The sequence below is a fragment of the Nocardiopsis mwathae genome, from assembly GCF_014201195.1.
In the GTDB taxonomy this organism is placed as follows: domain Bacteria; phylum Actinomycetota; class Actinomycetes; order Streptosporangiales; family Streptosporangiaceae; genus Nocardiopsis_C; species Nocardiopsis_C mwathae.
The window spans coordinates 3,106,726-3,120,568 of sequence record NZ_JACHDS010000001.1; the positions used below are offsets into that span (position 1 = coordinate 3,106,726).

General features: G+C 70.5%; 8 protein-coding genes and 2 pseudogenes. 4 read left to right on the forward strand and 6 right to left on the reverse strand.

The features are described from left to right. Positions 1-35 precede the first annotated feature (35 nt). The 4 genes and pseudogenes from HNR23_RS13440 to HNR23_RS13455 form a co-directional block, all read right to left on the reverse strand. On the reverse strand, positions 36-2,084 hold the full coding sequence (locus tag HNR23_RS13440; RefSeq protein WP_184075915.1) for a cytochrome c oxidase assembly protein: 2,049 nt from the start codon (positions 2,082-2,084) through the stop codon (positions 36-38). A 291-nt stretch (positions 2,085-2,375) separates the two neighbouring features. Continuing rightward, a complete protein-coding gene (locus HNR23_RS13445; protein WP_184075916.1) occupies positions 2,376-3,272 on the reverse strand; it encodes an ATP-binding cassette domain-containing protein in 897 nt (298 codons plus the stop codon). A gap of 64 nt (positions 3,273-3,336) precedes the next feature. After that, positions 3,337-4,119 (reverse strand): annotated as a pseudogene (locus HNR23_RS27635) (ABC transporter transmembrane domain-containing protein); the annotation flags it as partial. After that, a complete protein-coding gene (locus tag HNR23_RS13455; RefSeq protein WP_184075917.1) occupies positions 4,119-5,984 on the reverse strand; it encodes an ABC transporter ATP-binding protein in 1,866 nt (621 codons plus the stop codon). The gene HNR23_RS13455 and the pseudogene HNR23_RS27635, both read right to left, overlap by 1 nt. 996 nt (positions 5,985-6,980) lie before the next feature. Between HNR23_RS13455 and HNR23_RS13460 the strand changes: the two genes are divergently transcribed. Both HNR23_RS13460 and ald read left to right on the forward strand, forming a co-directional pair. Then, a complete protein-coding gene (locus HNR23_RS13460; RefSeq protein ID WP_184075918.1) occupies positions 6,981-8,282 on the forward strand; it encodes an amidohydrolase family protein in 1,302 nt (433 codons plus the stop codon). Positions 8,283-8,408: 126 nt separating this feature from the next. After that, positions 8,409-9,527: an alanine dehydrogenase gene (ald, locus tag HNR23_RS13465; RefSeq protein ID WP_184075919.1), complete on the forward strand. Its 1,119-nt coding sequence runs from the start codon at positions 8,409-8,411 to the stop codon at positions 9,525-9,527. Positions 9,528-9,686: 159 nt separating this feature from the next. Here the strand turns inward: ald and HNR23_RS13470 are convergent, their stop codons facing one another. Next, positions 9,687-10,790, reverse strand: a complete 1,104-nt coding sequence (locus HNR23_RS13470) for an IS630 family transposase (RefSeq protein WP_184075920.1) — start codon at positions 10,788-10,790, stop codon at positions 9,687-9,689. A gap of 263 nt (positions 10,791-11,053) precedes the next feature. Here HNR23_RS13470 and HNR23_RS13475 point away from each other — a divergent pair, with 263 nt between their 5' ends. Together HNR23_RS13475 and HNR23_RS13480 are read left to right on the forward strand one after the other, a co-directional pair. Further along, positions 11,054-11,776 (forward strand): class I SAM-dependent methyltransferase, encoded by a 723-nt coding sequence (locus tag HNR23_RS13475; protein WP_343070552.1) that lies wholly within the window; start codon positions 11,054-11,056, stop codon positions 11,774-11,776. 131 nt (positions 11,777-11,907) lie between these two features. Continuing rightward, positions 11,908-13,071 (forward strand): enolase C-terminal domain-like protein, encoded by a 1,164-nt coding sequence (locus HNR23_RS13480; protein WP_184075921.1) that lies wholly within the window; start codon positions 11,908-11,910, stop codon positions 13,069-13,071. A 197-nt stretch (positions 13,072-13,268) separates the two neighbouring features. On the opposite strand, the pseudogene HNR23_RS13485 reads toward HNR23_RS13480, so the two are convergent. Continuing rightward, positions 13,269-13,694: pseudogene (locus tag HNR23_RS13485) on the reverse strand (Uma2 family endonuclease); the annotation flags it as partial. Positions 13,695-13,843 lie beyond the last annotated feature (149 nt).

The window sequence follows — 13,843 nt, forward strand, 5'->3', positions numbered from 1 at the left end:
GGGTCGCCCGGGACGGGCCGGCCGCGATGGTCCGTCTAGCCCTGCTCCTTGGCGCGCTCGTTGAGGCGCTGCAGGTAGGCGTTGTAGGCGTCCATGTCGGCGTCGTCAGAGCCGTCGCGCTTGCTGTGCCGCTCACGGCGGCGCTCGGTGCGCTCCTCGTCCCGTGCCCACTGCACCATCATCGCCATGGTCACCAGCAGCGTGGGGATCTCACCCACGGCCCAGGCGATGCCGCCGCCCATGTACTGGTCGTCGACCTGCCCGTCGCTCCACGGCACGTCGAACTGGCCGTAGTAGTCCATGGCCAGCGGTTCGGACTGCATCATGATCGAGATGCCGAAGAACGCGTGCATGCCCATCGTGAGCAGCAGCAGAACGAAGCGCAGCAGGTAGGGGACCTTGCGGGGGGCCGGGTCCACGCCGACGACGATCCAGTAGAAGAGGAAGCCCGCCAGCAGGAAGTGCACGTTCATGAACAGGTGGCCCAGGTGGTCGCTCATGAGCTGTGGGAACAGCGGGGTGAAGTAGAGCGCGTAGGGGCTGATCACGAAGATGGACGTGGCCACCGCGGGGTGCGTGATGACCTTGGAGTACCGGCTGTTCAGGAACGCGTTGAGCCACTCGCGCGGGCCGCGGTCGCCGCGCCGCTCGGCCGGCTTCAGGGCGCGCAGGGCCAGCGTGACCGGTGCGCCGAGCACGAGCAGGATCGGGGTCAGCATGGACAGCACCATGTGCTGGATCATGTGCATGCTGAACAGCACCATGGCGTAGGTGCCGAGGCCGCTGAGCAGGGCCACGACGATCGTCAGCAGGCCGGCCGCCCAGGCGAGGCTGCGGGTCCAGGGCCAGTCGTCGCCGCGCCGCCGCAGGCGGACCACACCGGCCGCGTAGAGGCCGCCGAGGACCACCACGACCAGGACGAAGAACAGGTCGGGTCGCCAGAGCGTGAGCAGGGTGTCCAGGCTGATCGGCGGCGGCATGGGGAAACCGAGCAGGGCGAAGACCGGGTCCACCTCGGACTCGCGCGGGGGCGGCGGGGCGGTCCGGCTCAGCGCCACCGACAGGCCCATGACGGCCGCCATGATGGCGATCTCGACTCCGGCCAGGCGGGAGAAGAGGGCGCGGCCGCCGTTCTCGGCGATCCGGGGCACGGTCGCGCGGCGGTGCCACCACCCGATCGCGCCGAGCACGGCGAACAGGCCGACCTTGGTGAGGATCATCAGCCCGTAGGCGGTGGTGAAGAGCTCGGAGAGGCTGTAGAGGCGGCTGATCGCGCTGGCCAGGCCGCCGATGGCGACGCCGATGTAGGCCCACAGGGCCATGCGGCTGAACCGGGTGACGGCGGTGGGTACGTGCTCGGCGTCGGAGCGCAGTCCGTGGAAGGTGACGGCGGTGATTCCGCCGACCCACACCGCGACGGCGAGGACGTGCACGGCCAGGCCGGTCACGGCCAGCTCGTGGGCGCCGGCGGAGGACGAGTGGCCGGTGAGCGCCGGCGGCACGAGACCGGCGAGGGAGACCGCGACCAGGGCGAAGGCCCCGGTGGACGTGAGGACGGTGCGGCCGAACAGCGCGACGGCCGTTGCCAGCAGGATGACGAACATCAGGCCGATTCCCTGCGGGACCGACCCGGCGTAGCTGGTGAGCTCGTTGCCGAGGACCTCGCCGGGTGGCAGCCCCAGCAGGTCGGAGAGTTGGAAGACCAGCGTGGCGGCGGCGGCGACCGCCCAGATCAGGGCCGACCAGGAGGCCGCCCGCACGTATCCCTGGGCCTTCCCGCCCAGCATGCCCTTGGTGGCGGGAAGCAGGAACACCGCCAGGATCAGCAGCCCGACGGTGAGCGCCGCGGAGAGGTCCATGGTGATCTTGGACAGCGGCAGCCCCCAGCGCGTGAGCGCGCCCGGGTCGGGGAGCCCGGGGATGACCTGGGCGGTGACCGATCCTCCGGCGACCAGGGCGATGAGGAGGGCGATCAGGCAGGAGGCGACGGCGGCGACGGCGATGATCAGAGCCGTGTCGGCGCCGTTCGGCTGACGGTCCTTGCTCGGGGAACTACTGGTCTCGTGTGTGCCAGGGGGAGCCACGCGTGCCACTCCGTCGTGGTCGGGATCGCTGTTCTTTGCTGCTCGTGTGGTGGTGGCGCAGGACCGCGACCGCGAGGGCCGCGCCGGTGAGGAGACCGACGCCGCTCCACACCCACGAGGCGAGCCCCGCGGCGGTGTGGGCGGTGATGAGGCCGCTCAGTCCCAACACGGACACCACCTCGCCCTAGGGTACGCGTACTACTACAACGTGTCGGACATACCCGGCGTGCACGCCGTAGGGCGACGTGCGTACCGCGGGCACACCCCGATGATCCTGCATCCCCTGCGTTCCTAGACGGGAGGTTCCGCCAGGGCCGCGGGGCCCGCCTCCTCGATGACGCGCCCGGCGCGGACGACCAGGATCCGATCGGCCTTGCGCAGGGTCGGCGGCCGGTGGGAGACGATGATCGTCGTACGCCCGGTGGTGAGGGAGTCCAGGCCCTCCAGGATCCGGGCCTCGGTCAGCGGGTCGATGCCGGCCGTGGCCTCATCCAGGATCAGGACCGGCGCTTCCTGCAGGAACACCCGGGCCAGGGCGACGAGTCGACGCTGCCCCGGGGAGAGGTTGCGCCCGCCCTCGTCGACCGGGGTGTCCAAGCCTTGGGGCAGGCGGTCCGGCCAGTCGCCGTCCGCCACCGCACGGGCGGCCGCCTCGACCTCCGCGCGCCCGGCGCCCGGTCGCCCCCGGCCGATGTTGTCGGCGACGGTCCCGGAGAACAGGATGGGGGTCTGGGTGACCACCCCCAGGCAGCGCCGGTACTCCACCAGATCCAGGGTGCGCACGTCCTGCCCGTCGAACAGGACGCTGCCGTGCTGGAACTCGTAGGCGCGCGTGATGAGCCGGACCAGGCTGGACTTCCCGGCGCCCGTGGGCCCTACCAGCGCCACGGTCTCGCCCGCACCGATCCTGAGGCCGGCCCCGTCGAGTACCGGCCGCTCGGCGTCGTACCCGAACCGGACGTCGCGGAGTTCGATCTCGCCGCGCGTTCGGGTGCGGGACAGGGGACGGTGGTCGACCTGGCGTACCGAGGGTTCCCTGTCGATCAGCGCGAACACCCGCTCGCCCGCGGCCAGTCCCTGCTGCATCTGGCTCCAGAATGACGCGATGCCGGTGAGCGGCGACCAGAACAGCGCCAGGGCCTCCAGAAACAGCACCCACTCGCCCACCGTGACGCGGTCGGCGGCCACGCTGTGCCCCCCCCACGAAGACGACGGCGACGATGCCCAGCCCGGTCAACGAGATCAGCAGCGGAAAAATACCGCTGAACAGGCGGTTGAGCCGCACACTGGCCCGGAACCACCGGTGGTTGACTTCGTGGAGCCCGCTGAGCACGGCGCGCCGCCGACCATAGTTGCGCGTCACAGCGATGCCGCGAAGGGACTCTTGCACATACCCGTTGACATCGGCCAGCGCTCGCTGCTGCCCCCGCGAGGCGCTGCGGGCCGCGCGGCGGAACGCGAGGCTCACCACGACGATGACCGCCGCCACGAGCATGGTCAGCAAGGCCAGGGCAATGTTCATCACGAACAGGACCGCCATGAGGATCAGGATCATGAGAACCTGGCCCAGCAGGGTGAGCACGAGGGTGATGAGCGTCGCGAACGCCTGGGTGTCGTTGGTGACCCTGCTGACCACCACGCCGGTGGTCCGGGTGTCGAAGAAGGCCATGTCCTGCCGGATGGCGGCGTTGAACGCGTGCTGCCGCAGCTGGAGCACGACGTCGCCGACGAGCACCCCGGTGATGCGTTCCTGCAGGTAGGTGAAGATCCAGGCGATGACGCCCGTGATCAGCAGGGCACCGACCAGTAGGGCCACCAGGCTGTTTCCGTGCGCGTCCACGACCGAGTCAACGGTGTGGGCGAGCAGTACGGGCACTGCGCTGCCCGCGATCGCGGCGATGACCACGGCGGCCGTCACGAATGCCACCATGCGCCCCTTACCCCGGAAGTACGGGGTGATCCTTCGGGCCAGCTCCCTGTCGCTGTAGCGACGGTCGTAGTCGTCCGACTCGATGCCGTCGAGTAGGTGCGCCATCAGTGGGCCTCCTCCTGCGGGCACACCGCGCCATTGGCGGTCGGCCGCTGCCGGTCCTGGTACGGGGCGAAGATCCGGCGGTAGACGGCGCAGTTCCGGATGAGCTGGTCGTGAGTGCCCTGGCCGACGATCCGTCCGGCGTCCAGCACGAGGATGTGGTCGGCGGCACGGATGCGCGACAGCCGCGGGGTGACGAGGAACGTGGTGCGTCCGGCCGCTGCCTGGCGCATCGCGAGCTGCAGCTCGCGTTCGGTGCCGCTGTCGATCGCGCTGGTCGCGTCGTCCAGGGCGAGAATGCGCGGGTCGGCGGCGATGGCGCGGGCGATGGCCAGGCGCTGGCGCTGTCCGCCGGAGAGGTTGACCCCGCGTTCACCGACCACGGTGTCGTACCCGTGCTCGGTCGCCGCGATGAAGTCGTGCGCCTGGGCGGTGCGGGCCGCGGCCTCCAGCCGCTCCCGGTCGATCTCACCGTCCACCCCGAGGCTCAGGTTCTCGGCGATGGTCCGGGAGAAGAGCGTCACATCCTGCTCGATCATCGCGATCTGGGAGCGCAGGACCTCGGTGTCCCATTCGGCGGTGTCGACGCCGTCGACGAGGATCCGCCCGGTGTCGGGCGTGTAGGTGCGGTTCAGCAGGTGGAGCAGGGTGGACTTGCCGCTGCCCGTGGCACCCACCACGGCCACGGTCTGCCCAGGGGCGACTCGGAAGGAGACGTCGCGCAGGACCGGTCGCCCCGGGTCGTAGGAGAAGGTGACGTCCTCCATCGCGACCGCGCCCTCGATGCGCGCGGCGTACGAGCCGCCCTCGTGCTCCTCGCCGCTGCGGTCGTCGACGATCTCCATGATGCGCCGTGCGCCCGCCAGCCCCAGGTGGATGAGTCCCAAGCTGAAGGAGGCGAGCTGGGTGGGTGCGCGCAGGGTGCCCATGAGCCCCAGGACGGCCACGAGCTCGCCGATGGTGATGGCGCCCTCGCGGAGCAGGATCACCGAGTGCACGAGCGCACCCGCCGTGGCCAGGGAGAGGAGCAGGGGGAGGAACGACAGCGCCTGTGTGCGGGCCTGGCGCACCGCTGCGTCGCGGTAGGCGCGGGCCAGCTCGGTGAACCGGGTCCGCTCCTGATCGGCTGAGCCGGTCGACTCGACGACCTCCATGCCGGCGACGCTCTCACTGGCGTGCGCCGTCATGTCACCGAACCGCTCCCGGGTGAGGTCGGAGACGGGTTCCAGCCGTCGGCCGTGCTCGGCCAGCGCCACGGCGAACAGCACGACGAAGACGACCGGTGACAGCAGCAGCCGGGGCTCGATGATAGCGATGACGATGAGCGGCATGAGGATGTTGAGGCCCAGGTCGACGGCCATGTCGAACCCGGGTGACACCATCAGGTTCAGGGCCTCGGCGTCACCGGTGGACCGGGCGGACAGGTCGCCGGTCCGGCGCCGGTTGAAGTAACCCTGGCGCTTGCCGAGCAGGCTGGAGAAGACCTGGGCACGGGCGTCGCGTTCCAGGCCACTGGCGAAGGTCTCCAGGCAGTAGGTCGAGGCGATACCGCCTACGCCCCGGACCAGGACGATGGCCAGCAGGACGGCGACCACGGTGTGGAAGGCGGAGAAGTCAGGCCCCGTGCCGCCTTCGTTGATGATCGCGTCGAAGGCGAGTCCGGTGACGAGCGGGATCGCCGCGGTCAGTGCCTGCCAGACGATACTGCCACCGAGGTGGAGGGCGATGTACCGTCGGAAGGGCCACATCCGTCCGGCCAGCCAGCGCGGGACGCCGTCCCGGCCTGTGCCGCCGTTGCGGGGCCGATCGGCGTGGTCCGGTTCCGTTCGGTGGGGGTCCGCCCGGTTCGGGACGGGCTCGGCGGTCATGGGCTCCTCGTCTTCTTCCGGATTTCGTTCCGCGGACGGTTATCAGGGCGGGTTCCGACCTGTTCGGAGAATCCGTACAGCGCGGGAGGCGACCGGCCGAAAGAAGGATCCGATGGAATTCTTCGGATTCCTTTCTCTCGGGGGCCGCTCCACCTGTGGATTCCCGTTCGACCACATGCCGGACGATGCCCCCATAGGCGATCCTGGCCGCGCTGACCAGCAGGGACGAAACAGCTGGACCTCTGTTCGGCCAACGAGGTCCGGCCGGAGGGGGGCCGCCGGGGGCAGAGACGACGTGAATCATCGACACGCTCCGACGCCCACCGGCCCCACCGGATTCCGTTTTTCGCCGTACGGATCGGGAGTTTTTTCCGGGGCGCGCGGTTTTTCCTTCCGGCAGAATGGAAGGTACGTGTTTTTCGGGGAAAACGAAAGCCCCGGCGTCGAGCCGGAGCCGACCGCCCTGCGGCAGGCCGCGCCGACGGCGAGCCATGAGCCCGGGTCACCCTCGGCACATCGGCGCCGGGCCGTCAGGGGCGTGGCGGGTGTCGCGGAGTGCCGCAGGCGGGTCCGCAGGAACCGGGCCGCGCCTCGTGTCCACCGCACCGGGGCACGACCGGCGCCCTTTTCTTCGCCCGTCCTGCACGAGTATCCGGTTTTCTCCCCGCACGGCGCTCCATTAAGGCCATAATCAGGGTCCGCACCGGAAATCTCCGGCGAAGGCCTGGATGACTCGGAGTGGAAAGCGGACCTCACGGGTCACCGCATGATGTGGACAACGGCGCACGTCGGGGAGGGCGCACTGCCGAACGGCCGCGCGAGGACACGGGCCCGCGTTCACACGTGTGGACCGATCACGGCGTGCGGCGATCGGCGGATCCGCTCTCGGCGGGCACCCTGGCCGCAATTCTCTCGAATCGAAATCGGCATAGCGACAATTTCCACTCTTTCGGCACCTTTTCGCGACTGGGACACCGAACTACGGAGGGGACCCCAATGCCCCAGATCGACACCGTCATCCGCTCGCGCCGAGTGGTCACCCCCGAGGGGGTGCGGGCGGCGGCCGTCGGCATCAGCAGCGGGCGCATCGCCGCGCTGCTGGGCTACGACGCCCGTACCGACGTGCGGCACGAGATCGACCTGGGGCCGGTCGCGCTGCTACCCGGATGCGTCGACCTCGACGTCGCGGTCCAGTCGCCCGGCCAGCCGCTGCGCGCGGGCTACGAGCACACCACCGCGGCCGCCGTACGCGCCGGCGTGACCAGCATCGTCGTCACACCGGCGCCGGGCCGCCCGGCCATCACCGGGGTGTCGGCACTCAAGACCCACATGGCCGCGGCGGCCGCAACCGAGGTGAACGTGGCGTTCCTCGGCGGGATCACGCCCCGCAGCACCCCCGCCGACCTGGCCGACCTCCGTGGGGCCGGGGTGGTGGGCTTCCACTGTTCGCTGTCCGACGGCGGGGCTCCGGACATCTCGGCCGTGGACGAGGCCCTGCTCCGCAAGACCATGGTCGAGGTGGCCGCGATGGAGGCACCGCTGCTGGTCCACGCCGAGGACGCGGGCGAGCTGGCCGCGTCGCGCCGGTCGGGCCACCCGGGCGGCGGCCCGGCGGCCCCGCGGCCGCCCCGGGCCGAGCGGCGCGGCCTGGAGCGCGTCATCGCCGCCGCCCGCGTGACCGGAACCCGCACGCACATCTCCCCGTTCACCGCCGCCGAGTGCGCCGCGCTGCTGGCCGCCGCACGTGCCATCGGTGTCGCGGTCAGCGCGCACACCTGCCCGCACTATCTGTGCCTGCCCGCCGAGACGGTCCCGGCCGACTCCCCCGCCTTCCGGTGCCGGCCGCCGCTGCGCTCGGGCGCCAACCGCAACGCTCTGTGGAGCGCGCTGCTGACCGACGGCGACTCGGCGATCAGCACGATCGGCTCCGGCCACCGTCCCGGGACCGGGGTGGCGGCGATCCCGTGGACGCTGCCCGCGCTGTGGACCGCGGCGTCCCGGCGCGGCCGCGGCTTGGCCGACCTCGTCCGCTGGACCGCCACGGGCCCGGCGGAGGTGGCGGGTATGCGCTGGAAGGGCCAGATCGCGGCGGGGTATGACGCGGACCTGGTGGCGTTCGACACCGATGCCGAGCAGACCGTCCCCGTCGCCGACATCGGCCCCTACGCCGGGCGCCTCCTCACGGGCCGGGTGGAGCGGACCTGGGTCGCGGGGCGCACCGTGTTTCCGCGCTCCGCGCGCGAGGCGGGCGCCCGCCGAAATTCCCTCGGCGCCGCTGCGCTGCACGTCAACACGTGAGTCGACCCCGGCCACGCATTACACACTGTCAACAATATTTCGAATCGCTATCCATGTTGGAGATGGTTCGCCAACGTCGGACAGGTCACAGTGAGGGGGTAGCAATGACCACGCTAGGAGGACCAAGTGCGCGTCGGCGTGCCCCGCGAGATCAAGAACCACGAGTACCGAGTGGCCATCACCCCGGCCGGCGTCCACGAGCTGGTCACCCGCGGCCATGAGGTGGTCATCGAACGCGACGCCGGACTCGGCTCGTCCATCACCGACGAGGAGTTCACCGCCGCCGGAGCGCGGATCCTCGACAGCGCGGACGCCGTGTGGGCCGAGGGCGAGCTGATCCTGAAGGTCAAGGAGCCCATCGCCGAGGAGTACCACCGGATGCGGGAGGGCCAGACGCTCTTCACCTACCTGCACCTGGCCGCCTCCCGCGAGTGCACCGACGCGCTGCTGGAGCGCAAGGTCACCGGTATCGCCTATGAGACCGTGCAGCTGCGCGACGGCTCGCTGCCCCTGCTCGCCCCGATGTCGGAGGTCGCCGGGCGGCTGGCCCCCCAGGTCGGCGCCGCCACCCTGCAGCGCCCGAACGGCGGACGCGGCGTGCTGATGGGCGGGGTCCCGGGCGTGCGTCCGGCCAAGGTCACGGTCATCGGTGCCGGCGTGTCCGGAATGAACGCCACCCAGATCGCGGTGGGCATGGGCGCCGAGGTCACTCTGCTCGACCTGAACGTCGCCAAGCTGCGCCACGCCGACGAGCTCTACCAGGGCCGTGTGAAGACCGTCTCGTCCAACTCCCTGGAGCTGGAGCAGGCGGTTCTGGAGTCCGACATGGTCATCGGCGCGGTGCTGATCCCCGGCGCCAAGGCCCCCAAGCTCATCTCCAACGAGCTGGTCTCCCGGATGAAGCCGGGTGCGGTGCTGGTCGACATCGCCATCGACCAGGGCGGCTGCTTCGCCGACTCCCGTCCGACCACGCACGCCGACCCGACGTTCGCGGTGCACGACACCGTCTTCTACTGCGTCGCCAACATGCCGGGCGCCGTCCCCAACACCTCCACCTATGCGCTCACCAAGGACACGCTGCGCTACACCGTGGCGCTGGCGGGCAAGGGCTGGAAGCAGGCGCTGAACGACGACCCGGCGCTGGCCCTGGGTCTGAACACCTTCGACGGCGAGCTCACCAACGAGGCCGTTGCGGAGGCGCACGGCCTCAAGTCCCGCACGATCTCCGAGGTGCTGTCGGCCTAGGGCGTGTTTGGCGGATGCTTTCCTCCTGAGCGAGCGGCCGTCCGGGGCGGCGCTCGCAAGCCGCTGCACGAAGTCAATCCAGGTCGGCTTTGCGAGTGGAGTGGCGCAGCGAGCGTCGTTCCGGTGGCCGCGAGCCGGAAATGATCCGTCAAACACGCCCTAGTGTCGTGATTGGTTAGTTCGTTTGTTGATTTGTTGGCAGTAGAAGGCAAGGCTGTCGAGGATCTCCTCGGCGGTCTTGGTCCACACATATGGGCGGGGGTCCTCGTTCCAGGACGCGGCCCAGGCGCGGATGTCCTTTTCCAGGGCTTGGACGCTGCGGTGGGTGCCGCGGCGGATCAGCCGCTCGGTGATCTCGGCGAACCAGCGTTCGACCAGGTTCAGCCAGGACGAGCCGGTCGGGATGAAGTGGAGGTGGAACCGGGGGTGGCGCAGCAGCCACCTGCGGATCTCGGGTGTCTTGTGCGTTGCGTAGTTGTCCAGGACCAGGTGTACCTGCAGCTCGGCAGGGACCTCGCGGTCGATCTTGGCCAGGAACTTCTTGAACTCCGTGGCGCGGTGCCGGCGGTGGATGGAGGTGATCACCCGGCCGGTGGCGGTGTCCAGGGCTGCGAACAGGCTGGTCACTCCCGCGCGCACATAGTCATGGGTCGCGCGCTCGGGTGTGCCGGGCATCATCGGCAGGACCGGCTGGGTGCGGTTGAGGGCCTGGATCTGGGATTTCTCGTCCACGCACAGCGCGACCGCCCGTTCGGGAGGGTCCAGGTACAGGCCGACCACGTCGCGGACCTTGTCGATGAAGAACGGGTCGGTGGAGAGCTTGAACGACTCGGTGCGGTGGGGTTGCAGGCCGAAGGCGTTCCAGATCCGCCAGACCGCGTTCTGGGTGAGGCCGGTGTGCTTGGCCATGGAGCGTGTGGACCAGTGGGTGCCGTGGGCGGGCCTGGTCTCCAGGGTCGCGGCCACGACCGCCTCGACCTGGGCGTCGGTGACGGTGCGCGGCCGGCCCGGCCGTGGTTCGTCGGTCAGGCCCTCCAAGCGGTGCTCGGCGAAGCGCTGCCGCCACTTGGTCACCGTGGGCGCCGACACCCCCAGCTCGCGCCGCACTTGGGCGTTGGACATGCCCTGGGCGCAGGCGAGCACGATCCGCGCCCGCAGGGCCAGGTCCTGGGCGGTCTTGCGGCGTCTGACCCACCGCTGGAGCTCGGTGCGCTCGTCCTCGGACAGGTCCAGCGGTGGCGGTTTCGGTCCGGGAAGACTCATCCCACAACCATAAACGAACTAACCAATCAGGACACTAGCGTGCGCCCGGGGGTCGGCGCGGACGCGCCGACCCCCGGCACCGCGCGTACCGAGGAAACGCGGGTGGGGTGCGGGGAGGCCGGTCTCCCGGTACCCCACCCGCGCTTCCTCGCCTTTCCTCGGCTCAAGGTCTCCGCCCACTTCGGGGTTCCCCGCCCGCCCGGCCGTGTTCCGCCGCTACCGGGCCGTCACCGGTTCACCCGCGCCGCCGCGGGGGAAGGCTCGTGGATATCGAACCGGTCGCCCTGGGCGACGGCAGCCGTTCAGCGGAGAGTGGGGCGGGTAGCGCGATGGAGGAACGGGACACCGGGCGCCCGGACCCCGGCCGTGGGGAGCGGAAGAAGCACGGGGAGCGCAAGGAGCTGTGGACGGGCGAGATCCCCACCCGCAACCCTTTCGCCCGCCCCCAGGGGTTGCTCGGGACGCTGGCCGGATGGATCCTGGCGAGGGCCAACCGCCGGGCACAGGGGGAGGTGATGGACCTCCTCGACGTTCCGGAGGGGGCACACGTCCTGGAGGTCGGGCACGGCCCCGGTGTCCTCATCCAACTGCTCGCCGCCCGTCCCGATGTCACCGTGACGGGGGTGGACCCCTCCATCGAGATGGTGCGCATGGCGCAGCGGCGCAACGCGGCTGCGGTCCGGGAGGGCCGGGTGCGCATCCGCATCGGCGGCGCCGACTCGACCTGCATGGACAACGCGTCGGTGGACCTCGTGGTGTCGGTGAACACCGTGGCGCTGTGGCCCCGTCTCGACGAGGGCGTCGCCGAGTTCCACCGGGTGCTGCGGCCCGGAGGGCGCGCCGTCATCACCTGGCACTGGACCCCCGAGCGCTTCCGGCTGGCCCCGGACCAGTACGACGCGGTGGAGTCCGCGCTCCGGCACCGCTTCGGCACGGTCAAGCGGGAGCCGCTGCCCTCCTCCGTCGTGTTCATCGCCACCCGCTGAGGCCCGGAGCCGCCGGTGAGCCGCGCCCACCGGCGACATCCGAGGTGGTCGGGGTGGAGAAGACGGGATACCTTCGAGTGGAGGGCCATCCCCTCGACTGACTCCCGGATGCTTTTGGAGGCGGGGCGCGCGTGGCACGCACGGAACCGGCAACGGTCACACGGATCGCGAGCATCGACGCGACGCTGGTCCGGCTACCGCTGGCGCCCCCCAGATCGGAGGCCCGCACGGCCGAGGGCAGACCGCGCCGCGCCCCGCACGCGCTGGTCCGGGTGACCGACGACAACGGGCTGAGCGGCTGGGGAGAGATCCCGGCCGTCGGCCCCGACCGATGGCGGGCCTTGGTCGACGGCTTCGCCCCCGCGCTGCTGCGGCACTCCTGGATGCGTCCGACCGAGGCACCACTGGCCTGGGTGGACCTGCCGCACGCCCCGGAGGTGGCGTCCGGGCTCGATGTGGCCTGCTGGGACCTGTGGAGCCGGCAGCGCGGCACGCCCCTGTCCCACGCGCTGGGCGGCGACCGCACGGCGATCACGGCGGGCGTCACCCTCGGCCGCAGACCCTCGCCGGAGTCGCTGGTCCTGGAGGTCAACCGGCAGGTCGGCGCCGGGTTCCGCCGCATCCGCCTGGAGATCGAACCGGGCTGGGACCTGGAGCCGGTGCGGGCCGTTCAGGAGAGCTTCCCGTTCCTGGTGCTCCAGGTGACGGGGCGAGGACGCTACACCGAGGTCCCCGCCGACCTGGACGCCCTGCGCGCCCTGGACGACTACGGCCTGCTCACCATCGAGCAGCCCTTCGCCGCCGACGACCTGGCCGCGCACGCCCGGCTCCGCCGCGAACTGCGCACCCCGATCGCACTGGACACGTCGGTCGACTCGCTGGAGACGCTCGATGACGCCATCCGCCTGGAAGCGGCGAACGCCCTCAACCTCCGGGTCGCCCGCATGGGCGGGCTGACCCCGGCCCGACGCGCCCACGACCGCGCGGCCGACGCGGGGTGGGACGTGTGGTGCGGCGCCGACGGCGAATCCGGTGTCGGCCGCGCGGCCATCGTCGCGCTGGCCTCCCTACCGGGCATCAGCCTGCCCAGCGAGATGCCGGGCGCCGGCGGCCTGCACGCCCGCGACGTCGTGGTGCCGCCGGTGCGCGCACACGACGGCATCACCCCGATCCCGCTGACCCAGCCGGGCCTCGGCCACGACATCGACCCTCGCGCCCTGCGCGCGCTGGCGGTCCGATCGGTCACCCTCGACCACCAGGGCTCCCGACCGGCCGACGCGCAGAGCCTGGCCTGAAAAGACCAGGCCGGGAAACCTCGGCTCCCGCCGGCGATGGCCTGCTTCCATGGACCGTCGGCGATGAGCCAGTGCGGCACGAGCTTCACTGGGAACGGGAACTCGGTCTCAAAGAGGCTTTCTCCGAAGACCTGGCAGATTTCCCTGTACATCCCGTCCCTGATCCGCAGTTCATTGATCTCGATCTTGTCCGCCAAAGCATTGATGATCCAGTAGGACTCAACACCGAACTTCTCGTATTCCACGCGCTTGGCGATCATGTCGCGCGAGACACTCGACGGTGAGATGACCTCGATCGCGAGCAGCGGAGGCGCCGTGAAGTAGGGCTCTTCGTAGTCCTCCGTGCGGAATACGGACAGATCGGGAATCCGGTGGTGGGTTCTGTCGCCGTGAAAGTTCACCCCCGCACCCTGATAGACCTCGTAGCCATCGGGTGCGAGGTTCCCCACGTACAGGTGGAGCCGCTGCTCGACCCGCGCATGTCGAGCGGTCGGTGCGGGAGACACGTCAAGCCTCCCGTCGACCAGCTCGTAGCGTCTCCCGTCGTCGGGCATGCGCTGCAGGTCCTCCACGGTCAGGGGACGCCGCTGCGGCTCCGGGCCTCCAATGGTCATGACAGGCATACTGCCTCTTCGGTTGCATGAGAGCCACTGCCCCGAAGGCGCGGCTGGTTACCGGTGGGTTTTCGAGATAAGGATCGAAAGCGAGTTCGTAGGGACTGCCCGGAATTCGACCGCAGGCCGCGCGGCGTTCGGCTAGAGGCAGAGGGCGC

Bases quoted from the DNA above. Each gene is read 5' to 3' on its own strand.
- HNR23_RS13455 (WP_184075917.1), bottom strand. From the start codon at position 5,984: ATGACCGCCGAGCCCGTCCCGAACCGGGCGGACCCCCACCGAACGGAA.
- HNR23_RS13460 (WP_184075918.1), top strand. From the start codon at position 6,981: ATGCCCCAGATCGACACCGTCATCCGCTCGCGCCGAGTGGTCACCCCC.
- HNR23_RS13470 (WP_184075920.1), bottom strand. From the start codon at position 10,790: ATGAGTCTTCCCGGACCGAAACCGCCACCGCTGGACCTGTCCGAGGAC.